This is a genomic window from Saccharopolyspora sp. NPDC003752, assembly GCF_053605825.1.
In genome coordinates this window covers 130,933-153,988 of record NZ_JBSGJZ010000005.1, presented here as the reverse complement: position 1 = coordinate 153,988, position 23,056 = coordinate 130,933, and the positions used below count along the sequence as shown (strand labels likewise).

General features: G+C 70.2%; 24 protein-coding genes and 1 pseudogene. 16 read left to right on the top strand and 9 right to left on the bottom strand.

Annotated elements, in window-relative coordinates; genetic code table 11:
* Positions 1-147 precede the first annotated feature (147 nt).
* From ACWEV3_RS08800 to ACWEV3_RS08785, 4 genes and pseudogenes are all read left to right on the top strand, one after another.
* The gene (locus ACWEV3_RS08800) at positions 148-1,152 is read left to right on the top strand and encodes a hypothetical protein (RefSeq protein ID WP_452613309.1); all 1,005 of its coding nucleotides are present in this window, start codon (positions 148-150) and stop codon (positions 1,150-1,152) included.
* Positions 1,153-1,157: 5 nt separating this feature from the next.
* Positions 1,158-3,374, top strand: coding sequence for a hypothetical protein (locus ACWEV3_RS08795; protein ID WP_452613308.1), 2,217 nt, complete (start codon positions 1,158-1,160; stop codon positions 3,372-3,374).
* A 177-nt stretch (positions 3,375-3,551) separates the two neighbouring features.
* A pseudogene (locus ACWEV3_RS08790) lies at positions 3,552-3,908 on the top strand (Scr1 family TA system antitoxin-like transcriptional regulator); the annotation flags it as partial.
* Positions 3,871-4,074 carry a DUF397 domain-containing protein gene (locus ACWEV3_RS08785; RefSeq protein ID WP_452613307.1) on the top strand — a complete coding sequence of 68 codons (204 nt, stop codon included), beginning with the start codon at positions 3,871-3,873 and terminating at the stop codon, positions 4,072-4,074. The pseudogene ACWEV3_RS08790 and the gene ACWEV3_RS08785, both read left to right, overlap by 38 nt.
* On the opposite strand, the gene ACWEV3_RS08780 is transcribed toward ACWEV3_RS08785, so the two are convergent.
* From ACWEV3_RS08780 to ACWEV3_RS08770, 3 genes are all read right to left on the bottom strand, one after another.
* On the bottom strand, positions 4,071-4,619 hold the full coding sequence (locus ACWEV3_RS08780; RefSeq protein ID WP_452613306.1) for a hypothetical protein: 549 nt from the start codon (positions 4,617-4,619) through the stop codon (positions 4,071-4,073). The two genes, ACWEV3_RS08785 and ACWEV3_RS08780, sit on opposite strands and share 4 nt — an antisense overlap.
* Positions 4,620-4,944: 325 nt before the next feature.
* Positions 4,945-5,997, bottom strand: a complete 1,053-nt coding sequence (locus tag ACWEV3_RS08775) for a hypothetical protein (RefSeq protein WP_452613305.1) — start codon at positions 5,995-5,997, stop codon at positions 4,945-4,947.
* Entirely contained in the window at positions 5,994-7,136 is a 1,143-nt protein-coding gene (locus ACWEV3_RS08770; RefSeq protein ID WP_452613304.1) for a type VII secretion protein EccE, read from the bottom strand. The genes ACWEV3_RS08775 and ACWEV3_RS08770 overlap by 4 nt, the downstream gene beginning before the upstream one ends.
* A gap of 233 nt (positions 7,137-7,369) precedes the next feature.
* Here ACWEV3_RS08770 and ACWEV3_RS08765 point away from each other — a divergent pair, with 233 nt between their 5' ends.
* A complete protein-coding gene (locus ACWEV3_RS08765; RefSeq protein ID WP_452613303.1) occupies positions 7,370-8,317 on the top strand; it encodes a sigma-70 family RNA polymerase sigma factor in 948 nt (315 codons plus the stop codon).
* A gap of 238 nt (positions 8,318-8,555) precedes the next feature.
* On the opposite strand, the gene ACWEV3_RS08760 is transcribed toward ACWEV3_RS08765, so the two are convergent.
* A complete protein-coding gene (locus tag ACWEV3_RS08760) occupies positions 8,556-9,551 on the bottom strand; it encodes an aldo/keto reductase (protein ID WP_452613302.1) in 996 nt (331 codons plus the stop codon).
* 117 nt (positions 9,552-9,668) lie between these two features.
* Between ACWEV3_RS08760 and ACWEV3_RS08755 the strand changes: the two genes are divergently transcribed.
* The 3 genes from ACWEV3_RS08755 (at position 9,669) to ACWEV3_RS08745 (ending at position 13,589) form a co-directional block, all read left to right on the top strand.
* Positions 9,669-10,526 carry a helix-turn-helix transcriptional regulator gene (locus ACWEV3_RS08755; protein ID WP_452613301.1) on the top strand — a complete coding sequence of 286 codons (858 nt, stop codon included), beginning with the start codon at positions 9,669-9,671 and terminating at the stop codon, positions 10,524-10,526.
* 26 nt (positions 10,527-10,552) lie between these two features.
* Positions 10,553-11,113, top strand: coding sequence for a GNAT family N-acetyltransferase (locus tag ACWEV3_RS08750; protein WP_452613300.1), 561 nt, complete (start codon positions 10,553-10,555; stop codon positions 11,111-11,113).
* A 544-nt stretch (positions 11,114-11,657) separates the two neighbouring features.
* Positions 11,658-13,589 carry an N-acetylmuramoyl-L-alanine amidase gene (locus ACWEV3_RS08745; RefSeq protein WP_452613299.1) on the top strand — a complete coding sequence of 644 codons (1,932 nt, stop codon included), beginning with the start codon at positions 11,658-11,660 and terminating at the stop codon, positions 13,587-13,589.
* A 57-nt stretch (positions 13,590-13,646) separates the two neighbouring features.
* On the opposite strand, the gene ACWEV3_RS08740 is transcribed toward ACWEV3_RS08745, so the two are convergent.
* Positions 13,647-13,868, bottom strand: a complete 222-nt coding sequence (locus tag ACWEV3_RS08740; RefSeq protein WP_452613298.1) for a hypothetical protein — start codon at positions 13,866-13,868, stop codon at positions 13,647-13,649.
* Between the two features lie 232 nt (positions 13,869-14,100).
* Here ACWEV3_RS08740 and ACWEV3_RS08735 point away from each other — a divergent pair, with 232 nt between their 5' ends.
* Positions 14,101-14,652 (top strand): flavoprotein, encoded by a 552-nt coding sequence (locus ACWEV3_RS08735; RefSeq protein ID WP_452613297.1) that lies wholly within the window; start codon positions 14,101-14,103, stop codon positions 14,650-14,652.
* A gap of 10 nt (positions 14,653-14,662) precedes the next feature.
* Here ACWEV3_RS08735 and ACWEV3_RS08730 read toward each other — a convergent pair whose 3' ends face one another.
* A complete protein-coding gene (locus ACWEV3_RS08730) occupies positions 14,663-14,887 on the bottom strand; it encodes a hypothetical protein (RefSeq protein ID WP_452613296.1) in 225 nt (74 codons plus the stop codon).
* 478 nt (positions 14,888-15,365) lie between these two features.
* Positions 15,366-15,587, bottom strand: coding sequence for a hypothetical protein (locus ACWEV3_RS08725; protein WP_452613295.1), 222 nt, complete (start codon positions 15,585-15,587; stop codon positions 15,366-15,368).
* 193 nt (positions 15,588-15,780) lie between these two features.
* Here ACWEV3_RS08725 and ACWEV3_RS08720 point away from each other — a divergent pair, with 193 nt between their 5' ends.
* Together ACWEV3_RS08720 and ACWEV3_RS08715 are read left to right on the top strand one after the other, a co-directional pair.
* Positions 15,781-17,382 (top strand): hypothetical protein, encoded by a 1,602-nt coding sequence (locus ACWEV3_RS08720; RefSeq protein ID WP_452613294.1) that lies wholly within the window; start codon positions 15,781-15,783, stop codon positions 17,380-17,382.
* A 181-nt stretch (positions 17,383-17,563) separates the two neighbouring features.
* Positions 17,564-18,859 carry a hypothetical protein gene (locus ACWEV3_RS08715; protein WP_452613293.1) on the top strand — a complete coding sequence of 432 codons (1,296 nt, stop codon included), beginning with the start codon at positions 17,564-17,566 and terminating at the stop codon, positions 18,857-18,859.
* Positions 18,860-18,895: 36 nt separating this feature from the next.
* Here ACWEV3_RS08715 and ACWEV3_RS08710 read toward each other — a convergent pair whose 3' ends face one another.
* Positions 18,896-19,441: an RICIN domain-containing protein gene (locus ACWEV3_RS08710; protein WP_452613292.1), complete on the bottom strand. Its 546-nt coding sequence runs from the start codon at positions 19,439-19,441 to the stop codon at positions 18,896-18,898.
* Between the two features lie 227 nt (positions 19,442-19,668).
* Between ACWEV3_RS08710 and cmtR the strand changes: the two genes are divergently transcribed.
* Both cmtR and ACWEV3_RS08700 read left to right on the top strand, forming a co-directional pair.
* On the top strand, positions 19,669-20,007 hold the full coding sequence (gene cmtR, locus ACWEV3_RS08705) for a Cd(II)/Pb(II)-sensing metalloregulatory transcriptional regulator CmtR (protein ID WP_358580035.1): 339 nt from the start codon (positions 19,669-19,671) through the stop codon (positions 20,005-20,007).
* Complete coding sequence (locus ACWEV3_RS08700) at positions 20,004-20,651, top strand: cation transporter (protein WP_452613291.1); 648 nt, start codon at positions 20,004-20,006, stop codon at positions 20,649-20,651. Before cmtR ends, ACWEV3_RS08700 begins: the two co-directional genes overlap by 4 nt.
* Positions 20,652-20,655: 4 nt before the next feature.
* On the opposite strand, the gene ACWEV3_RS08695 is transcribed toward ACWEV3_RS08700, so the two are convergent.
* On the bottom strand, positions 20,656-21,090 hold the full coding sequence (locus ACWEV3_RS08695) for an ArsI/CadI family heavy metal resistance metalloenzyme (RefSeq protein WP_452613290.1): 435 nt from the start codon (positions 21,088-21,090) through the stop codon (positions 20,656-20,658).
* A gap of 80 nt (positions 21,091-21,170) precedes the next feature.
* Between ACWEV3_RS08695 and ACWEV3_RS08690 the strand changes: the two genes are divergently transcribed.
* Genes ACWEV3_RS08690 through ACWEV3_RS08680 form a run of 3 tightly spaced genes read left to right on the top strand, consistent with a single transcriptional unit; the run spans position 21,171 to position 23,004 of the window.
* Positions 21,171-21,533 carry an ArsR/SmtB family transcription factor gene (locus ACWEV3_RS08690; RefSeq protein WP_452613289.1) on the top strand — a complete coding sequence of 121 codons (363 nt, stop codon included), beginning with the start codon at positions 21,171-21,173 and terminating at the stop codon, positions 21,531-21,533.
* Entirely contained in the window at positions 21,530-22,612 is a 1,083-nt protein-coding gene (gene arsB / locus ACWEV3_RS08685; protein ID WP_452613288.1) for an ACR3 family arsenite efflux transporter, read from the top strand. The genes ACWEV3_RS08690 and arsB overlap by 4 nt, the downstream gene beginning before the upstream one ends.
* Positions 22,609-23,004, top strand: coding sequence for an arsenate reductase ArsC (locus tag ACWEV3_RS08680; RefSeq protein WP_452613287.1), 396 nt, complete (start codon positions 22,609-22,611; stop codon positions 23,002-23,004). The genes arsB and ACWEV3_RS08680 overlap by 4 nt, the downstream gene beginning before the upstream one ends.
* Positions 23,005-23,056: the final 52 nt, after the last annotated feature.

Below are 23,056 nucleotides of genomic sequence, written 5' to 3'. Positions count from 1 at the left end.
GGCTGTTCTGACGACCATGACCACTCACGAGCCGCACCACCCCAGTCGTGAGTGGCAATGGTCGTTCCAGCGACCATCACCACTCACGACTGACCGGCGGGGGTTGACACCGGGTGGTTTGTTGAGGGGAACGGGGTTCTCCGCCCCATGCGCGACGAAGGGGACGAGATGGCGGTTCCAGATCCGGACGGCCGCGGTGCGGCGAGCTGGCCCACCAACGGCGAAAACCTCAAGGCCGATCCCAGTTCGCTGCGCGGTTACGGCACGAACGTCGCGACCATCGGCAAGAACCTGCAGTCCGACACCATGGGCGGCGCCATGAACATCAACGGCGTCGGCGACGACATCTCCATCAGCACCGGCGGTTTCCCGGAGGGCGAGCAGGCCGATCAGCTGATGGCCCGCAACGCCCAGGAGATGATGCGGTTCCTGCAGGACATCCGGCAGAACCACCTGGCGATCTCGTCGGTGGCGCACATCTGCGCCGACCTGTACGAGGACACCGACGCGGCCAACGGCGTGCGGCTCTCCGGCGTCGAGTGGGCCTTCAACGAGCCCGGTGCGGAACGCCCGCCCGGCGCTCCCCCGTACCTCAAGGAAACGATCGCCGACAACATGGCCGACCAGCCCAAGGGCATCGGCGAGCTCGACGGCGAGAAGCTGACCGGCACGCACCACTTCTCCGGCGGCGTGGTCTACATGTACGAGTCCAAGGACGGCCGGACCCGCAGCGTGGTGCAGACCGAGGACGGCATCACCGAGACCGGCTACGACAAGGACGGCAACGAGAGCTACAGCACGACGTCCAAGCCGAGCGGGGTGATGATCACCAAGACCTATGGCGAGAACGGCAAGGTCGTCAGCACCACCAACCGCAGCGTGGAATCCAGGAAGATCTCCGGCGGCCGCGACGAGGTCACCACCGTCCGCACCAAGCAGACGGGCAAGGAGGAGACCGTCGTCGAAGAGCACAAGGTCACCAAGAAGTACTCGGACGGCACCGAATCCCGGCACTACTACGAGGAAGAGGAGGGCAAGCGCAGCGACGAGCGCTACATCGGACGGCAGCCCAAGCGGGTCACGCCCGAGGACTGGGCCGACGAGGCGCGTCGCACCATGAAGGAGAACCGCCGGATGGCCGGGGGGATGTGATTCGGATGGCCGGACCCGCTGACGACTACTACGGCTACAACCACGACGCGCTGGAGAACTACTCCAACGGCGGCGGCGCCGGGCCGATCGGCCCGGACGAGCTCTACTACAGCGGCGAGACCGACACCGGCAAGAACTACACGCCGGGGCCGGATTCGAAGGGCGCCGGGGACACCACCATCGCGATGATCCGCCGGCAGATCATGGGCGAGCAGCCCGGCACGGCCGACGAGCGCGGCGACCAGTTCGCCAACGTCGCGACGATGCTGTCGCACGTGCAGAGCCAGCTGCGCGGCCAGACCGAATCGCTGAAGGCGGAGTGGGATTCCCCTGCTGCCAAGGACGCGTTCCTGAGCAAGGTCGGGGAAACCCTGGCGTACCTGGAGGTCTGGGAAAGCGCGGCGAGCCGAACGGCGAGCGGCCTGCACGGGCTCGCGGCGGCGATGCGCGAAGCGCAGGAGGACATGCGCGCGCTGTGGGCGGAGTACAAGCAGGACCTCCGCGACATCAACACCAGCTTCCAGCAGGAGGTGTCGATCGAGGGCTACAGCAGCGCCGCGTGGGAAAAGGCGTTGGACAAGTCCCACGAGAAGTACAACCGGAAGGCCCGGGAACTGGCCAGCCGGACGGCCGACAGCTACGCCCCGTACATCACCAAGCTGGCGCTCGGGCGGGCGATGAAGGTCGACCCGCTGAACGCGATCCAGCACCCGGGCGCGCTCGGCCTCAAGCCGCCGAAGCTCCCGGCAGCCCCGGGCGGTCCCGGAGGCCCCGGCGGCATGGCGCCGCCCGACGGAGCTCCCGGCGGACAGAACGGATTTGCGCCTCCCGGCCCGGCACCCGGCGGACCGAACGGCGCGCCTCCGCCCGGCGGCGACGGTCCTAACGCGCCTGTCGGCGCACCGCCGCCCGCCGCAGCGCCGCCCGGCGCGCCGAAGGGATCGGCGCCTCCCGGCCAAGGCCCCGGAACGCCCCCGGGGACAGCACCTCCGAACGGCGGACCAGGCCAAACACCGCCCGGCCGAGCCCCCGGAATGCCGCCGGGCACGGCACCTCCCGGCCAGCCACCGGTCGGAGCACCACCGCCGGGCCGAGCCCCCGGAATGCCGGACGGCGTCACGCCGCCCGGCAAGGCACCGGGCGGCCCGGCACCAGGATCCCCGCCGTCGCTTCCCGGCGGCGGCGCACCCGAAGGCAGCGCACCGCCTGCGCTCGCCCCACCGACCGCGCCGGGCACCGGACCCGTCATCGGCCATTCCTCCCCCGGTGCGCCGATCGGCACCCCGGCGCCCGGCGCACCCGGCGCTCCTGGCACGCCAGGCATGACTGCGCCGGGCGATGCCGCGCCCGGCAGGCCGCCCGGCACGATCAACGGCACGGGCGCGCCGGGAGTCAACGCGCCGAACGCGCCCGGCACCGGCACGCCGCCGGGAACGATGACTCCGCCGCCACCCGGCGGCTCGGGGGCGCAACCGCCGAAGCAGCAGCAGGGCAAGATCCTCGGCCCGCGCATCGGAAACCCCGGCCTGGCAACGCCTTCCGACCCGGAGGCGGGCACCATCCGGCCGCCGGCGGAGCAGACCGCGCCGCCCCCGGGCGCACCCGGTGGCCGATCGGCGACGGGTTCGCCCGGCTCCCGGCCTGGCGGCCGGCCGGCGACGGGTTCGCAGGCGGAGGTTCCCGAAGCGTTCCTGCCGCCGCCGAACGCGGCGCCTTCGGTGCTGGGCGGCGAGCAGCGGAAAACACGCCCGGGCAGCAAGGCGGAGTCGCCGGACCGCCACTCCGGCAGGAGCGACGTTCCGCCGCCGGTGCTGAGCAACCCGCACCGCACCGGGCCGCTGAAGACCTTCACCGAACGCCGAGCCCAGCGGAAGCGCGAACGCGAGAAGAAGCTGAAGCCGCAACCGACTTCGGAGTTCGCGGTCGACCTGCCGCTGAGCACCGCGCCGGTCCTGGAAGCCAGGACCGCACCGGAAGTCGACGTGCAGGCGGAGCTGGGCGCCCAGGTGCCCGCCGCGCTGCGCGACCGGCCATCGGTGCTCGCGGCGCACGAGCCGGAGGACATCGGCGCCGACCGCGCGACCCGGCGCACCCGGCCCGCGGAAGCGCCTGCGGACCAGGACGCCTGGGAGGTGGAAACGCCGGGCGGCCCGGTGGTGAACGGCGAAGCGGAGTACCGCTACCGCCCGGAACCGGAGCCGACCCTCAACGGCAAGGCCTGAGCCTTGCGCTGAATGGATGTTTGGCCATGTGAAAGCCCGTGAGTACTTTGTGCTGCTATAGCAACACAAAGTACTCACGGGACCTGACCAGGCAAAACCCCATACCCTCGGAGCCCCGAGCGGGGTGGCCGGCCGGCGCGAGGGGAGGGGTCGCGCCGACCGGCCCGCAGGACCCGTCCGCCGGCTGCTCACGCTGAGCAGCTTCGACACCTCGCCGCAGCCGCGGAAGCCGACAACGTCGAGATTCTCGTCGTGCCGAGCAGGGCCGCCGAGTGGAACCCAAGCCACGCTGGCAGCTTCATCCACTTCGCGTTCGCCAAGGGCGAGCCGATCGTTTACATCGAGCACTTCAGCTCCCTCACGCTGCTGCACAGCCCGAAGGAAGTGAAGGCGTTTCAGGACGCGATCACTACCCTTCGAGATGTCGCGATGGACCGCTCGGACTCCGCGAAGTTCATCGCCGAACTAGCTGTTGAAGCAGAAGGAGGCCCTGCTCATGACGACTCTGAACGAGGTTCCGCAGAACTGGCGTAAGTCCAGCCGGAGCTCCACCGGCAACGCATGCGTCGAGGTCGGCGAGTTATCCGGCGGCGCCGCTGTCCGGGACAGCAAGGATCGCGACGGCGGGTACTTCGTCACGGACCGCGCGCAGTGGTCGGCGTTCATCAGCGCCGTCAAGGGCGGCCGGTTCGAGCGCTAGGGTCCGCGCCCTTCGGGCTGGGTGTTCACCGTCGTGCCGACGATGGCGCCGATGCCGGCGACGGCGAGTATCAGCAGGATGTTCTCGTCTTTGGCCCGGTACGCGTACGTGACGGCGGTGAGCACGGTGAAGGTCGCAGTGGCGGAGGCGACCATGACCAGGAGTTTGCTCAGGCCGGCGAAGTGCGCGTCCGTCGCCTTCCACACCACCACGATCGTGGCACCTGCCAGGGCGGACAGGACGATGAGTCCGACGCCGAGCAGGGTCCGGGGCGCCGGGAGGTCCGAGAACTCGTCGCGGATCGTGTAGGAGGTCTTGCCCGACTCGGACCTGCCGCGTTCGTACACGCGGTGGAATCCGATGATCCACAGCGTGCCCGTGATCGCGGTTGCCAGGAGCAGTTTGGGCGCAGGGCCCAGCGCTGTGAGCGTGGAGGCGTCGGGGTTCGTTCTGCGGCCCTGGTGGACTTGGATGACGGCTGCGGCCGTCTGGACCAGGGTGGCGGCGATGACGATCCACTTGATGACATCGGAGTCGGGGGACATCTGCGGATGATCTCGCGGTCGAGGCGCCCGGCGCCCGGGATTGCGGGATGACCGGGCCGTGGGAGCCCGGTTACCAACCGAACGGAGCAAGCGCGGGGACAGAATGAGCCCGGTCAGCTTGAACAGGCTGAACACCGCCAGGGTCTGGCCTGCCGCGCGCAGTGGTCGGCGTTCATCAGCGCCGTCAAGGGCGGCCGGTTCGAGCGCTGGGGCTCGGCTTCTGGTCGTGCTTGGCCGGTGAACGTTGTGCCTGGTTAGGTCCGTGAGTGTTTTGGGGTGCTATAGCGCCCCAAAACACTCACGGGGCAAAGCACCCGGACACCGTTCAGTAGCGGCCTGGGGCGCCGAGTTCTTCTTGCTCTCGGTCCGCCGGGTTTACCCACACGTAGTGGTTCTCCGACTTCGTCAGCACCGCCAGCATGTCGTCGTGCACGGCCTGCAGCTGCTCAGTCGTTCGCGACGTGAAGCGGCGAGCCGCTGCGATCGCCGCCGCTTCGTCCGCCGCCAACCGCTGCAGCAGCAGGACATCCGCTTGCAGGGCCGCGTGGGCTCGCTGCGGCGTGAACCGGTGCAGCACCATGACTCGCGTCTGCCACGGCGCGGGTGCCGCCGGGGACGGCGGTGATTCCGCGTCGTACAGCGACAGGACCGGTGCGTCCGCCGAGGCCACGACTCCCGCCGGGGCACCCGGCTCCAGCACCGCGACCCGGTCGGCACGGCCCGTCGCCGCCTGCCCGAGGTCCGACCAGCCCGCCGGTTGGTCGGTGAACACCAGGACCTTCGCGCCGAAGCGCAACGCCCGGTAGGCCAGCAGGCGCGCCGCCCAGGACGCGCCGACCAGCGCGATCGACACCGGTTCCGGCTGGAACAGCGTCATCGTCACCGGGAAGCCCGCCTGGTTCCGCCCCAGCGGGAAGCCGAAGGACGTGCCGGTGAGCTGCAGCAGGTCGAGCTCCGGTTCGGTGGCCTGGTGCCGGCCGATGTCCAGCCTCGGCACCGAACGCTGCTTGCGCGGCCGCCAGCCGCGTGGCTTGCGCACCTCCACCGTCGGCGTGTCGTCCTGGCGCGGGCCGGGTCCGCCGGGTGGCAGCGGCGCGGCGACGGCCTGCGCGGCCGCCACCGACGCGGACGCGGCGGCGGTGTTCGTCAGGACCGCGCCGCCCGCCTGCTGGTTCCACTCCGACGTGCCGAGCGCGGGCGCGAACGCCGCGTCGTCGGCGTCCTGGCCCTTCGGGACCTGGACCGGCCCCGTCGTCTCCGGCGGCTTCGCCACCGAGATCACCGGAACTCGCTTGGCGGCAACGGGTTTCGGCGGCTCCGGCCGCGCGACCGCAGGCGGCGCGACCGCCGACTGCACCGGGTGCTGCCCCTCGTTCACCGCGCCCCTCCTCCGGTCGGCGCCGACGCGTACACCGCGGGCAGCTGCTGTCCGTCCAATCTGGACAACCGGCCGCCGGCGTGCTCGACGAGGCGCGCCACCAGCTCGCAGGTCTGCTCGTACCGCTGCTCGTCGGCGGCCACCCGGACCAGCGCGGACAGATCGGTGCCGCGCTGCCCCGGCTCCAGCGCGATCGAGATGCTGACCTGCGCTTCCGGCACCTCCGCCAGCGCCGACAGCAGCAGCGCGCCGCGCTCCGGGTTCGGCCACGACCGCATCCAGAAGCAGCCGTGCCGCAACCTGGTGGAACGCCAGGAATCCCACTCCTCGCTCGGCTGTACGGGCCGCCGGTCCGCCGGTTCGGCCAGGTCGCAGGAGCGCACCAGCGCGTCGAGCAGCCCGTTGGCGTCGAGCGGGCGCGCGCGCAGTCCCCTGCGCCGCAACAACCTCTCGACCCGCCTGGCCAGTTCGGCGAGCAGCACCGGGACATCCGGATCGCTGTTGCTGTCCACTGCCGACTGGGCGACCACCTGCGCGTCCAGCCGCACCGCGATCCACACCACGTCGTCGCGCCGGTTCGTGCCCGGCAGTGGCGCGCTGTGCAGGACGACCTGCACCACCACGCCCGGCTGCTCGGTCGCGATCCGCGCCAGCGCAGCCATCGGAACCGGCGGCCGCGGCCCCTCGTCGTCGGCGACCTCCAGCACGGCGAACCAACCGGCGCCGTCGCTGCCCATGCCCAGGCGCGAATCCCCTTCGCCCGCAACGTCTTCCACGGTCAGATCGGGTGCCAGCTCGCACAGCGCCGACAGCCGCGCGTCGTCCCGGCGGGCCGCGACGATGCCGCGCCTGCGGCGGAACCGAAGGCGGAGCCAGAGCATCTCGGTCCACCACTGGTCGCCGCGCCGACCGAAGGTGGCCACGGCCGCGGCCAACCCGATCAGGCCGCCCACGATCAACGCCCACAAAGCCTGGAACAAGAAGAAGCACAGGGCGAGCTGCACGACCTCGAAGGCGAGCAGCCGCGTTAGGCTGACCGGACCAATGCGGCCCGGCCTGCGCTGCGGGCGGAACCACTCCTCATCCCGCGAACGGCCGAACGCGCTCGACTTCGGCGGTGCGCTGGTCTGGCTTGTCATCGAAGGCGGATCCCTCCCACGCGGCAAGGCTATCCCGACCACGGCGCCGCGGACAGTACCCGATTCGAGACCAGCCGTACCCGGACCGCACCACACCGCCGCCGGAATCCCGGCTCCGGCCGCACAGCCAGCGATTACGCCGCAGGCGAGCCGCCGATCCGCGCGTCAGCACGCTGCCAGCAGCTTTCGGCACGCTGGGCAGGGCGTGCACCCGTGTCCGGAAGGCTTGGCAGGTGGCGGCCCCGCTGCTCGAATTCGACGACGTTCCCGGAACCGAACGGCCTTCGGCGGCCGTCGATTCGGTGCGCCTCTACCTGGCCGGGATCGGCCGGACCGAACTCCTCGACCGGGCCGGGGAAACCGACCTGGCCGAACGCGCGGCGGCCGGGCTCCGCGCCGAAGAAGCCCTGGAAATCCCGGATCTGCCCGCGGCCCGCCGCATCGAGCTGCGAGCCGCAGCCGACGACGGGCGCGTGGCCAGAGCCGCGCTGGTGGAGGCGAACCTGCGGCTGGTGGTGAGCATCGCCAAGCGCTACACCGGGCGCGGCATGCCGCTGCTGGACCTGATCCAGGAGGGCAACGTCGGGCTGCTGCGCGCCGTCGAGAAGTACGACCACAGCCCGGGTTTCCGGTTCGCGACCTACGCGACCTGGTGGATCCGCAAGGCGATCAGCCAGGCGCTGGCGGACCAGTCCCGCACCATCCGGCTGCCGCTGCACCTCACCGAGCAGCTGACCCGGCTGGCGCGCCTGCGCCGGGAGCTGACGGCGAAGCTGGGCCGGGCGCCGGGACACGACGAACTCGCACAGGCGCTGGACATCCCGGTCCGCCACCTGCTCGAACTGCTCTCGCTCGCACAGGAACCGCTGAGCCTGGACCAACCGACCGGCTCCAACGGCGGCACCCTGGCCGACCTGCTGGCCCTGCCGGACGACGGCGAAGCGGCGGGAATCCAGTTGCTGCGCAACGAGATCGAAGCCGTCCTCGGCACCCTCAGCCCGCGAGAACAGCAGGTCATCCGGCTGCGCTGCGGCCTCGACGACGGGCGCCAGCGAACGCTGGCGGAGATCGGCCACGAGCTCGGCGTGACCCGAGAGCGGATCCGCCAGTTGGAGCACCGAGTCCTGCGGAAGCTCCGCGAACCGGCCCGAGCGGACCGCCTCCTCGCCTACGTCGGCTGACCCGGCCGGGCGGTCCCCACCGGCGGATCGAGGTGAACGGCCTGTTCGCTCCGGTAGACGAGGTGAACAGGCCGTTCACGCCACCCGCCCGGCGTTACCGGTTTCGAGCGAACGGACCGTTCACCTCGATAGACGAGGCGAACAGGCCGTTCACTCCATCCACCCGATCCCCAGGCCCGCACTGCGCGGGTTTGGCGCGAACGGTCCGTTCACCTCGACAGCTGCGGCTCCCCCGCCGCTACTCGCGGCTGTTCGAGGTGAAGCTCATGTCGGCGTAGCGGGTGCCCGCGACCTTCGCCGAAATCGGCTCCAGGAGTTCCAGGTCCGCCGCCGTGAGCGCCACGTCGACGCCGCCGAGGTTCTCGTCGAGCCTGGTGCGGCGCCGGGTGCCCGGGATCGGGACCACCGCCAGGCCGTCCTGCTGCGCGTACAGCCAGGCCAGCGCCACCTGCGCGAGCGTCGCGCCGTGCCGCTGCGCAACCTCCCGCAGCGGCGTCAGGAGCTCGGCGTTGCTGGCGGCGTTCTCCCCGGAGTACTGCGGGAAGTTCCGCCGGAAGTCGCCGTCCGACAGCTCCGCCGTGTTGGCGAACGCCCCGGTGAGGAAGCCGCGGCCGAGCGGCGAGTAGGGCACGAGCGCCACGCCAAGCTCCTTGGCCGCCGGCACCGCGGTGTTCTCGACGTCCCGGTTGAACACCGACCACTCGCTCTGCAGCGCCGCGATCGGGTGCACCACGTGCGCGGCGCGCAGCTCGGCGCCGGTCACCTCGGACAGCCCGAGGTGGCGCACCTTGCCCTCGGCGACCAGTTCCGCCATCGCCCCGACGGTCTCCTCGATCGGCACCGTCACGTCGCGCCGGTGCATGTAGTAGAGGTCGATCACGTCGATGTCCAGCCGCCGCAGGCTCGCCTCGGCCGCCGCGCGGACGTAGGCCGCGTCGCCGCGAAAGCCCCGGTAGTTCGGGTCGTCGGCCTTGCGGACCAGGCCGAACTTGGTGGCCAGCACCACCCGCTCGCGGTTCGCGTTCACGAACGGCGCGAGGAACTCCTCGTTGGCGCCGGAGCCGTAGATGTCGGCGGTGTCGAACAGCGTCACGCCGCGCTCCAGGGCGTGCTCCAGCGTGCGCCGGGCCTCGTCCTGGTCGGTCGGGCCGTAGAACTCGCTCATCCCCATGCAGCCCAGGCCCTGCGCGCCCACCACCGGGCCGGATCCCAGCTGAACCTGCCGCAACGTCATCTCGTTTCCCCTTCGGATCGGCTGCCATCGATGCTGGCCGCCATCGCGGGCGCGCGGCAGGGCGCGTTCCTCCTGGGTGTGGCACACCCAGGCTGGGGACGTGGCAGCATCGATGGGGTGAGCAACGAGCTGGGCAGCTTCCTGAAGGCGTGCCGGGCGCGCCGGAAGCCGAGCGACGTCGGCATCCCGGCCGGACCCGGCGTGCGGCGGACGCCGGGCCTGCGGCGCGAAGAGGTCGCGGCGGTGGCCGGGATCAGCATGGACTACTACACGCGGCTGGAGCAGGGCCGCGAACGGCACCCGAGCGAGGCGGTGCTGGACGCGCTGGCGCGGACGCTGCAGCTCGACGCCACCGAGCGCCACTACCTGAGCAACCTGGCCAGGCACGCGTCGCGCAGCCAGAACCCGGCGCAGCAGGAGGCCGAGCCGGTGCGGCCGACAGTGCTGCGGCTGCTCGACATGGTCGGCGAGGCCCCGGCGTACGTGCTGGGCGGCGGAAACGACATGGTGGCGGCGAATCCGGCGGGCCTCGCGCTGCTCGCGGGCATCGACCAGTGGCCCGCGCAGCGGCGCAACACGACCCGCTACCTGTTCCTGCACCCGGCGGCCCGGACGCTGTTCGTGGGCTGGCACGAGGTGGCGCAGCACTCGGTGGCCGACCTGCGCGCGACCTACGGCGACAACCCGGCAGACCGGCGGCTCACCGCGCTCATCGACGAGCTCACCACCAAGAGCGAGGAATTCCCCGCGATGTGGGCGAGCCACCAGGTGCAGCCGAAGGCGGCGGGCGTGAAGCGCTTCGACCACCCGGCGGTGGGCCGGATGGACCTGGACTACGAGGTCCTGGCGGTGCGCGGCGGCGACCAGCGGCTCGTCATCTACCAGGCCGAACCGGGCACCCCGGACCACGACGCGATGACGCTGCTCAGCATCGTCAGCCGCCGCGAGGAGCCGCACCGAACGCACCACGTCTGATCCGGGCGCTGACGTACTGTCGGCAGGTGCTCCGACCTGACTACCCGATCACGACCGACCGCCTGCTGCTGCGCCCGTTCACCACCGACGACACGGCGGACGTCTGGGCCTATCAGCGCCAACCGGAGGTCGCCCGCTACCTCCTGTGGGAGCCGCGCGACCGCGAGCAGGCGCGGGACGCCGTCGCGCAGATGGCCGGGGAGACCCGGCTCGGCGCCGAAGGCGACTGCCTCACCCTCGCGGTGGTCGCGCAGGAGCTGGACGCGATCGTGGGGCAGGTCGAACTCGTCTGGCGCAGCGAGAAGCACCGGGAGGGCGAGCTCGGCTACATCTTCAACCCCGACCACCAGGGCCGGGGCCTGGCCACCGAGGCCGCCCGCGAAGTCCTGCGGCTGGGCTTCGAAGAACTCGGCCTGCACCGGATCATCGGCCGGTGCAACGCCCTGAACACCGCCTCGGCGCGGCTCATGGAGCGCCTCGGCATGCGCCGCGAGGCGCATTTCGTCCAGAACGTCCACGTCAAGGGCGTCTGGCGCGACGAACTCCGCTACGCGATCCTCCGATCCGAATGGCAGGAACGGGTTTAGGAATCCCCCCAGAATGGCGTGCGGGCACGCGCAAGCCATGATCACCTGGAACGCCGAGCACCGCTTTCGCGCGAAACCGGCGTTCCACGTGAGGCAACGTGGCGATTTCGCGCGAAACCAGCGTTCCGCGTGAGGGCCGCTTGGCGATTTCGCGCGAAATCGCCACCACCGGGCTCCTTCGGGACGAGTGCGCCCGGACGCCGCCTCGGCCATCGCCGGCACTTTCGGGCATCCGGACGACCCGAAAGCGAAGAATTCCCGCTCTGCACGTATCGACCCGGTTTCAGATCGGATTTCGACGGTGCCGAATCGCTCGAACGGTGGAATGGTGGGCCCCGCAGTTGATCAACCGAGGACACGACGATGGCCCGACGCGTCCCGCGGCGGCCGACCGGCTGCGCCCGGGACTCGTGAGTGCTTTGGAGCTTCATAGCAATCCGAATCGCTCACGAGCGCTCGCGGACCACTGGCAGGTTCGGTGATCGACAGCGCACCCCACAGGTCCACTTAGGACACCAGTTCTGGTTTTGCGAGGTAGCGAACTTTGACTGCCAGGAAGCTCCACTGGTGGCGAGCCGCTGTGGTCACGGCGAGCGTCACCGGGCTGCTGACCGGCGCAGCCCACACTGCCCTCGGCGCCGGCCCCGATGCCGCCCCCACGACCCCGGCCGCGCCCGACACCGTCGAGCAGCGCGCCTTCGAATCGGCCGCCGCCGAGTTCGGCATCCCGATGCCGCTGCTGATGGCGACCTCGTTCCAGCTCACCAGGTGGGAGGACCACAACGGTGAGCAGAGCGTGGCCGGCGGCTACGGCCCGATGCACCTGACCGACATCGACCCCGACGAGCTCCGCAGCGAGAACCCGAAGCTGCAGAAGCTCGGGGACCACCCCACGCTGCACACCCTGACCGAGGCCGCGGCGCTGGTGGGCCTCCCGCCGGAGCAGGTGAAGCGCGACCCGGAGCAGAACATCCGGGCCGGTGCCGCGCTGCTGGCCCAGCGTGCCAAGAACCTCGGCGAGGGAAACCTGCCGAACAACATCGGCGGCTGGTACCCGGCGATCGCCGAGCTCAGCGGCAGCCCGCAGGCCAGCGGCGCGCAGTCCTTCGCCGACGACGTCTACGACGTGCTCGGCCAGGGCCGCGCCCGCACCACCTCGACCGGCCAGCGGCTGGCGTTCGCCAAGATCCCCGAGGTGCTGCCGGAACGGGATCTCAGCGGCACCAACCTGAAGAACGTCAAGGACGCCCCGCTCGGCCCGAAGCCGGAATGCCCGACCGAGCTGGACTGCCGCTACATCCCGGCGGCCTACGCCCCGACCGATCCGCAGGATCCGACCGGCGGCTACGGCAACTACGACACGGCCAACCGGCCGAAGGACGTCAAGATCGACTCCATCGTCATCCACGACACGGAGACCTCGTACCAGACGGCGATCTCGGCGTTCCAGAACCCGGCGCACGGCGCGGCGTCGCACTACATCATCCGCTCCTCCGACGGCCAGGTCACGCAGATGGTCCCCACCAAGGACATGGCGTGGCACGCCGGCAACTGGGACCGGAACATGCGCTCGATCGGCATCGAGCACGAGGGCTTCGCCGCCGAGGGCGGCAAGTGGTACACCGAGCAGATGTACCGCTCGTCGGCCGAGCTGGTGAAGTTCCTGGCGGACAAGTACGACATCCCGCTGGACCGCGAGCACATCGTCGGCCACGACGACGTCAGCGCCGACAACCCGGCGAAGGCCGGCGGCGAGCACTACGACCCGGGCCCGTTCTGGGACTGGGCGCACTACATGAAGCTGCTGGACGAGCCGCTGGACGGCGACACCGGCGGCGACGACGTGGTGACCATCTTCCCGCGGTTCGACGCGAACCGGCCGGAGGTCGTCGAGTGCCCGAAGGACGAGCCCTGCCGGACCCTGCCGGCGCAGGGGGCGAACTTCCTGTACCTGCACACCGAGCCGCGCGATGACGCGCCGCTGATCGGCTCGCCGACGGTGCACCCGGACGGCTCGCCGGGCACGACCAAGATCGAGGACTGGTCGGCCAAGGCCAACACGGGCCGGCAGTACGCGGTGGCGGAACGCTCGGGCGACTGGCTGGCCATCTGGTTCGACGGCAAGAAGGCCTGGCTGCGCGACCCGGGCGGCACGAACACGGCACCCGCCGACGACGCCGACCTGGTCACGCCGGTCCGGGACCAGATCCCGACCTACGGCCTGTCGCTGCCGCAGCCGGGCGACTACCCGACCGGCATCGACCCGCGCAAGATCAAGCCGCTGCCGTACACGGTGCCGGCCGGTCAGGTGTACGTCGCGGGCGAGGAGACCAAGGCGCTCGACTACAACGTGGTCTACGACGGGCTGAACGACCCGAACAACCACGAGGTGATCGTCGGCGACGAGGTCTACGTCCCGATCTCGTACAACTACCGCTGGGTCTACGTGAAGGAATCGGACCTCAAGTCGGTCTGACGATCATCGGCGGAGCGCCCTGCCCAGCGGGGCGCTCCGCCGATGACCATCTACCGCTTAGTTCCGGTGGTGTTGGCGCGCGTGTTCCACCTGGTGCTCCTCGCAAACCTTGTCATTCTTGAGGCAGCGGTGGTGATTTTGTTCCTGCGGGGCGAGCTGCGATGCCACCGCAGGCGCCGGGCCGACGGCGAACAACGCGGCCGGGGATAGCGCGGAAACTCCGAATAGCAGCGGCAGCGCCAGCGCGAGGCCGAGCGCTCCGCGCAAGGCAGTACGCATCACCGATGCTCCTTCGTCGACGTTCGGTGAGGCCCCGAAGCGCGCCGAGCCCGGTGGGCATTCGAAGACCCCAGTGCTCACCGACCCGAATCGATGGAATCCGGGTCCGCCAGAAAAGCCTACGCGCGCATACCTGCCGAATGGCGAGCCCAAAGTCCCTCGGTGCTGGTCGCGTGCCCGGTGGACGCCCACTGCGGTTCCCGGGTGATCTCTCCCGCGACATACTGGCGGTATGAGCGTGCGGACCCTGGGACTGATCGGATCGGCGGCAGGCGGCGTGGAGCAGATCCGCCCGGCCCTGATCGAACCGGCCATCTCGCGGGGCTGGCAAGTCGCGGTGACGCTGACGCCCGCGGCCGGGGCGTGGCTGCGGGCGCTCGGCGAAGTCGAGCGGATCGAGCAGGTGACCGGCCTGCCGTGCCGGGTCGAGCCCCGGCTGCCCGGGGCCGGCCGCCCGCACCCGCCCATCGACCGCTACCTGGCCTGCCCGGCGACGGCGAACACGGTCGCCAAGCTCGCCCTGGGCCTAGCCGACAACCAGGCCCTGACCACGCTGGGCGAGGCGATGGGAACCCCCGAGATCCCGGTGGTGGTGTTCCCGAAGATCAACATCACGCAGGTCCGCCACCCTGCGTGGAAGTCGCACGTGGAGACCCTGCGCCAAGCCGACGTGCGGCTCCTGACCGGCGACGACTACTGGCCCCTGCAAGGCCCCAGAAGCGACCAGGCCATGGAGATCCCCTGGCGCAAGATCCTCGACGCGACGCTCGACGACCGGACCTGAGCCCGATCCTCTAGTGTTGCCCGTGCTCTTGCAGGTGGCGTTGGAGCTCGTGCAGGTGCGCGTGCGTCTCGCAGATCACGTCGTCCTCCGCGCAGTTGTGGTGATACCGCGGATGAAGGGCGAGCTGCACCGCCACCGCAGGCGCCTGACTGGCCGCGAACGCAGCCGGGGCGAGGCCGGACACGAGTGGCAGCGCCAGCGCGATGCCGAGCGCTCCACGCAGAACAGTACGCATCACCGATGCTCCTTCGGTTGATGTTCACCGAAACCCGGAGATCTCAGTACTTTCCGAACCGAACGGCTGGAAATCGGCTCTGCCGAACGACCTTACGCGCCCGCGCCCGCCGAATCGCGAGCCCAACGGCCCTAGACACCGGCCGTGTCCCCTGTGGACACCCACCGCGGTTCCCGGGTGATCCCTCTCGCGACGTACTGGCGGTATGAGCGAGCGGACCCTGGGACTGATCGGATCGGCGGCAGGCGGCGTGGAGCAGATCCGCCCGGCCCTGATCGAACCGGCCATCTCGCGCATCACGCAGGCCCACCACCGGCGTGGAAGTCGCACGTGGAGACCCTGCACCAAGCCGACGTGCGGCTCCTGACCGGCGACGACTACTGGCCGCTGCAGGGCCCCCAGAAGCGACCAGGCCCTGGAGATCCCCTGGCTCAAGAACCTCGACGCGGCGCTCGACGACCGGACCTGAGCCCGGTCCTCAGCGTCCGCGCTGCTGGTGCTGCTGCTGGTCTTGCTGTTGTTGGTGCTGCTGCTGGTGCTCCTGGCAGACCCAGTCGTCCTGGTTGCACTCGTCGGTCTGCTGCTGCGCCACCGCATGTGCCGGAACGGCGGCGAACGCGGCCGGGGCGAGCGGGGCGACTCCGAACAGGAGAGGCAGCGCCAGCGCAAGACCGAGCGAACCACGCAGAACAGTACGCATCACCGATGCTCCTTCGGTTGATATTCGGCGAGGCCCGCAAATTCCCGCCGGACCCCGGTATGTTCCGACCGAATCGCTAGAACCCGGCTCCGCCGAAGAACTCTACGCGCGCACAAACGCCGGACCCCGAGGCCAAAGGCCCTCGAAACCGGCCCGCGAACGGTTGAGGCACGCACAAGTGGGGGTGACGCCAGTGGATGACGACTTGACGATCGCGGACGTGGTGGACGGCGCCATCGGCAGGTGGCAGCGGATGCGGAGCGAGTCCGCCAGGCAGGTGGCCGACCGGGACTTCCGGACCTGGCTGTTCGAGAGCCTCCCGGAGCAGGCGGCGAGCGCGGGCCCGTACAACCCGCGCGACCACGCCTACATCGTGTACGAGACCGCGACGGCGCTCTACCGCGTCGGCAACATCGCCGACTCGTTCCTGCTGTTGCGCTGGTACGGCGTGCATTACGCGCACCACCCGGATCCCGAACTGGGCGCGCGGGTGCTCGACATGCTGACCGACCTGTGCGCCTACACCGGGCAAGCCGATGCGGCGGGCAATGCCGCCGCAGCCGGTGTTCTGCGCGACGTGGTGGACGCCGTCCGCGGTCCGGTGGACGTCCGGGTGGAGCGCGCGCTGTGCCGGGCGCTGGCGATCCACGCGCACCTGCGCGGGCATCACCTCGCCGCGGTCAAAAACCTGTCGAGCAAACGCGAGGAGCAAGCGGCGCTGTGGACGGAGATCTTCCGGCGGTACCGGCACAATGCGGATCCCGAACTGCGCGGGAGAGCGGCGCAGGGCTTGTACAACACGGCGCTGGTGTCGCTCCAGGAGGGCGATGAAAGGGCCGCCCGGGAGAAGTTCGACGAGCTCGTGAAGTCGTTCGGCCGGGATCGGGGCGGGAATCCCGACGTGGACGAATGGCTCAGCCGGGCCGAGCACGCCGGCGCGGTGCTGGACGGATTCGCGGTCGGCGAGCCCGAGCTGAACCTCGACTACCTGCGGAAGCAGCGCGATTGGGACCGCAGGAGGCGGCGAAAGGGCTTCGGCCTGCCGTGGCTGCTGTCGGGCGCCCCGCGCAACCACATGGCCGAACTCGTCCGCGCCGCCCGGGAGAAGCACCTGAGCTCGGTCGGCCAGGTCCGCAGCTGGCTGTGCTCCGGCGAACCGTTCGTGCTCCTGCTGCGCAACTTCGGCCTGGCCGAGGAGTCGCGCGCGTCGTCGGCGCTCGCGTCGGTCCTCGAAGACCCCGACGACCCGCAGGGCGACTACGTGCAGACCATCGTGTACCGCGACTGCGGTCCCGCCTTGGCGGAACTGGAACTCGCGGTGCCGATGATCACGGTGGCCAGCACGAAGGCGGGCGAACTGGAGCTGTCCTCGGCGTTCGGCCAGTTCGTCCCCAGGGCCGCCCTGTACCTCCCGGACGCGACGTGGTTCGAGACCGTCGCGAAGCTGATCCCGCTGGCCGCCCAGATCATCGTCTGGGCGGCGGAGCTGACCCCCGCCCTGGCCCAGGAGATCGCCTGCCTGGAGGAAAACGGGCGCACGGACGACGTGCTGATCATCGTGGACGAACCGCCCTCGACGATGCAGAAGGCGTTCCTGCCGCGCAGCGGGAACGAGGTGCTGACGACGAACCACCCGGTGCTAGCGGCGTTCCCGAACGTGGTCGACGCACGAGAGTTCAAGAACCGGGGCGTCGCCGATTCCCCATCCCTCCAACAACTTCTCAACGCGCTGGAGGCGGCCCGCGCGGTCCCGATCGAGCAGCGCATCGAAAGGATCAGGGCCCACCTGGCCTAGGAGGTCGTTTCGGACTGATGCGCGGGCACCCGTGTGCAGTGGCCGTCCGGGGCGACGGTTTCGCGCGAAACCGCCGCTTCACGTGAGGCAGGGTGGCGGTTTCGCGCGAAACCGACGCAGAGCATGCCGGCGGGCAGAAAGTCCTTGGTCCGGACCCGCTCTCCGGGCGCAGTCTGGCGCTGTGCCCGAGGAGGACTTCGAGACGGCGCTTGCGGAGCTCGCGGATTTCCCCCTGGTGGAGGCGATTTTCGGCCGCCGCTCGCGGCGTTTCGCCTTGGGCGACGAGATCCCGGACGGCCCGCTCGCCTACCGCTCCAGGCACGAGCCGGTGCCCCTGACGGACCTGGAGCGGATGCTCGTGCTGAGCGCGATGGGCGGCACGACCGGCTGGCACTACTCGATCACCCGGCACGCCCGGTACGCCCCGCACGTCTCGAACTACGCCGGCGCCGCCGCCGGCCGCACCTTCCCGTCCGCGGCCGGGATCCACACCGCCGAGTTGTTCTTCACCGACGACTCCGGGCTCTACTTCTTCCCGACCCGCGACGCCGGCGCGCTGGTCGACCCGGCCGTCGAGGAGGTCACCCCGGAGCTGGTGGTCGAGCGGCACCGCGAGCGGCTGCGCCGGCTCTCGCCCGGGCGGCTGCACCTGCCGGCGGAGGAGCCCTACCTGGAGGGGCACAACACCTGGTGCGTCAACGTTCCCGGTTCGCTGCTGGTCATCCCGGTGGCGGACATCGCCCAGCACGTCATCGCAATCCTGTGCTTCTTCGCCCAGAACGGCTACGCGATCTACGACGACGTCAACGATCGCGAGCTCCCCGGGCTGGCGGAGTTCGGCGGGCTGGTCGACGTCGAGGAGCCGTTCCCGCTCACCTTCACCGAGCAGTACGCGCTGACCGAGGCGACGGCGGAGCTGGCTTCCGCCTGCTACGCGGGCGTGCTGATGCTGCAGGCGATGGGGCTCGGCGGCTGGATGTTCGACGGGATCGACCGCTTCGCGATGCTCGGCGCCTCCGGCGATCCCGACGTTCCCGGCCTCGGGTTCCGCTACGACGAGGACGAGCGCTGGCCGACCCCGAACCCCACCGGCCGGGAAGGCGTCTTCGAGGCCTGCTGCCCACCGCGGTACCGCGACATGGCGGCGGCGGTCGAGGCGTTCGCCGAACGCAAGTTCGGCCCCGGCGGGCCGTTCCACCGCGACACCCCGGGAGCCTGGACCGACACCCCGGGCTTCCGCGGCAGCGCCCTGGTGCACGACGACGAGTTCAAGGCGTGCGTCGCGCTCCAAGCGCAGTACGTCCTGGACACCTTCGGGAAGTTCCCCGGGACGGTGCCGACGGTGTTCATCATGAACTACGTCCAGGCCCACCACCTGGACCTGGACTTCTACGACCGCTTCTTCAAACCCGGCGCCTACCTGCACACCCACGCCACGCACATGCAGAAGTGGCACGGCGGAGGAGAAACTCCCTGACCACGAATCGAACTGGTGCCGAACGGGCGAGAAGCGTCAGGCCGGGGGGAAGTTCCACAGCTGGGTCAGCGCTCCGGACTGCTGGTCCATGACCGCCCAGTAGTTGCCGCCCATGTTGAACGGAGTCACGACGCGGCCGTCCGACCGGGAGCTGATCAGGTGTCCGCCGCCGACGTAGGGCAGCTCCCACTGCTGGTTGAGACCTTGTGCGCAGCTCTGCTGCACAACTGCCGTCCTACCGTCAGGCGCGTTGTAGTTGCCGACCGTAAGACAGAGGTTCGTGTCGCTGTTCCGAATCTGGTAATAGCCGGCGCCGAGGGCCTCGGGCCTCCACAGCTTGCCGCCTGGAGCCTCCTCGACGGCGTTCGCCCAGATAACGATGTTCTCGGCCTTGTTCGCCCCGTATCCGGTCGGAATCAGCTTCTGACCGGAACTCACGTTGACGATCCGGACAGCGGTTTGACGAGCGTCGCCGGAACCCTGGCGCGCTTCGTCGGCTTGCGCAGCGGAAACGGCCCCGGCAGCGGGGAGCAGGACCGTGGCCACTGCTGCTGAAACGACCTGGAGGATTCGCGAGTACATGAGAGGTCCTTTCCGATCTCATCCGGACACGAGCACTTCCGCCGTTGTCCCGCGACGACGTTCCCGTCACCCTCCGGAAACCGCCGAACGAGCACGGCCAACGGGTGTCCCCCACCCGCGCGGTACCGCCAGGGCTTGCCGCGCACCGTTCTCGAACGCCCCTTGGTCCGGCAGCCGAACAGTTCAGCCCTTGCTGATATATCACTGCTCGCTGTACTGTTCTGCCAATGCTGACGTGTGAGACGCGGGGCGCGGCGCTGGCCCGGCTGGGCAAGGCGCTGGCCGATCCGACTCGTTGCCGGATCCTGATCGCGCTGCTCGACGGCGAGAGCTATCCGGGCGTGCTCGCCGAGCAGCTGGGGCTGAGCCGCTCGAACGTCTCCAACCACCTGGCCTGCCTGCGCGGTTGCGGACTCGTCGTGGCCACCTACGAAGGTCGTCAGGTCCGCTATTCCCTGGCCGACGCCCACTTGGCGCGCGCGCTCGGCGAGCTGGTCCAGGTCGTGCTCGCCGTGGAAACGGATCAGCCGTGCCTCAACGAGGCCCAGCCCGAGGCGGCGCGGTGAGCGAGGATCGCTGCGTCGACGACTGCTGCGCGGCGGACACCGCGGCCGACCCGCAGCGACGAGCGGTGCTGGCTCGACGGGTGCGGTGGCTGGTCGCCGCGACGATCACCTACAACGTCATCGAAGCGATCGTGGCGATCTCGGCCGGAACGGCGGCCTCCTCGACGGCGTTGATCGGCTTCGGCCTGGACTCGGTGATCGAGGTCGCGTCCGCGGCCGCGGTGGCGTGGCAGTTCTCCGGCAGCGACCCCGAAGCCCGGGAACGAGCGGCGCTGAAGGTGATCGCGGTGTCGTTCTTCGCGCTGGCCGCCTACGTCTCGGTCGAGTCGGTGCGAACCCTGCTCGGCGCGGACTCGGCCGACCACTCGACGGTGGGCATCGTGCTGGCCGCGTTGTCCCTGCTGGTGATGCCGTTCCTGTCGGCGGCCCAGCGCCGCGCCGGCCGGGAACTCGGTTCGGCCAGCGCGGTCGCGGACTCCAAGCAAACCCTGCTGTGCACCTACCTGTCGGGTGTCCTGCTGCTGGGACTGCTGCTCAACAGCCTCTTCGGCTGGTCGTGGGCGGACCCCGTCGTCGCCCTGGTGATCGCGGCGGTGGCGGTGAAGGAAGGCCGAGAAGCCTGGCGCGGCCACCACTGCTGCTGAGCACTCAGGCGCCGGCGACCGATGCGTCGTCGTCCCCGGCGCAGCACTGCGCCTCGGCCGCGCCGAACGTCTGGGAGTCGGCTTTGACGACGTAGACCTCCCAGGGTTCGCGGCCGGGCCCGTGGACCCAGACCTTGTCCTGGCGGGCGTAGCAGCAGGTGGTGTCCTCCTCGACGTCGGTGAACAGGCCGAGCGCCTTGAGCCGTTCGGTGGCGTCGTCCACCTGCTCGGTGCTGTCGACCTCGACGCCCAGGTGGTCCATCACCGTGTCCTGACCAGCCTCGCCCTCCAGCAGGACGAGCTTCAGCGGCGGTTCGGCGATGGCGAAGTTGGCGTAGCCGGGCCGCCGCTTGGCCGGCTCGGCGCCGAAGAGCTTCGAGTAGAACGCGATCGATCCTTCGAGGTCACCGACCCGGAGGGCGAGCTGCATGCGTGACATCGCATCCCCTTGCTTAGATGTTCATCTAAATAGACGACCACAGCTTGGGCCGCTGATTCGACATCTGTCAAGATAGATGCATGTCGAAACAAGGCCCCGAGGATGCGACCCAGTGCTGCTCGCCGGTGATGCGGGAGCCGCTGAGCGCGGAGCAGTCGGCCGAACTGGCCCGGGTGTTCAAGGCGATCGGCGAGCCGGTGCGGCTGCGGCTGCTGTCGTTGATCGCGTCGCACGCGGGCGGGGAGGCGTGCGTGTGCGATCTGACCGGGGCGTTCGAGCTGTCCGGGCCGACGATCTCGCACCACCTCAAGGTGCTGCGCGAGGCCGGGGTGATCGAGGGCGAACGGCGCGGGACCTGGATCTACTACCGCGTGCGCCCCGAAACCCTGCGGGCCGTCTCGTCCGTGCTGGTGCCGGCCGACGCCGAGGCGGTCACCGCATGACCCGGGCGGCAGAAGCCCCGGTGGCCGCGCGCTTGTCGACGCTGGACCGGCTGCTGCCGGTGTGGATCGGTGCGGCCATGGTGGCCGGACTGCTGGCCGGGCGGTGGATCCCCGGCCTCGGGCCGGCCTTGGACGCCGTGCAGGTGGACGGCATTTCGCTGCCGATCGCGCTGGGCCTGCTGGTGATGATGTACCCGGTGCTGGCCAAGGTCCGCTACGACCGGCTGGAGACGGTCACCGGCGACAAGCGGCTGATGGTGTCCTCGCTGGTGCTCAACTGGGTCGCGGGCCCGGCGGTGATGTTCGCGCTGGCCTGGGCGTTCCTGCCCGACCTGCCCGAGTACCGCACCGGCCTGATCGTCGTGGGCCTGGCCCGCTGCATCGCCATGGTGATCATCTGGAACGACCTGGCCTGCGGCGACCGGGAGGCCGCTGCCGTCCTGGTGGCGCTGAACTCGGTGTTCCAGGTGATCGCGTTCGCCGGCCTCGGCTGGTTCTACCTGTCGGTGCTGCCGGGCTGGCTCGGCCTGCCGCAGGTCGGACTGGACGTCTCTGCGTGGCAGATCGCCAAATCCGTCCTGATCTTCCTCGGCATCCCGCTGCTGGCCGGGTACGCGACCCGCAAGCTCGGCGAACGCGCCGGCGGCCGGGACTGGTACGAAACCCGGTTCCTGCCGAAGATCGGCCCGGTCGCCCTCTACGGGCTGCTGTTCACCATCGTGATCCTCTTCGCCCTGCAGGGCGACCAGATCGCCGGCCGGCCCTTCGACGTCGCCCGCATCGCCGTGCCGCTGCTGGCGTACTTCGCGATCATCTGGGCAGGTTCCTTCGCGCTGGGCAAGGCGATCGGGCTGAGCTACGAGCGGTCGGTGACGTTGTCGTTCACCGCAGCGGGCAACAACTTCGAACTCGCGATCGCGGTCGCCATCGCCACCTTCGGCGTCACCAGCGGGCAAGCCCTGGCCGGGGTCGTCGGCCCCCTCATCGAGGTGCCCGTGCTGGTCGCCCTGGTCTACGCCGCCCTGGCCGCCCGCCGCTGGTTCACCGACCCCACCCCCGATCACCTGGAGCGATCGTGACCCGCACCCCCGAAGTCCTGTTCGTCTGCGTGCACAACGCCGGACGATCCCAGATGGCGGCAGCCCTCCTGCAGCACCACGCCCGGGGCGAGGTGGCCGTGCGCTCGGCAGGATCCGCCCCCGCGGAGACGATCAACCCGGCCGTCCTGACCGTCATGGGCGAGCTCGGCATCGACCTGTCGAACGAGATCCCCACGAAGCTGACCACAGACGCTGTCGAGGCCGCGGACGTGGTGATCACCATGGGCTGCGGCGACGCCTGCCCGGTGTTCCCCGGAAAGCGCTATCTGGACTGGGAACTCACGGACCCGGCGGGGAAAGGCGTCGACGATGTCCGCACCATCCGGGACGAGATCGACCGCCGAGTCCGCCACCTCCTGACCGAACTCTGAGCCCGACCTTCGGCGTTTTCCGTTGGTGGCCAACGACTTCAGCAGCCCCTTC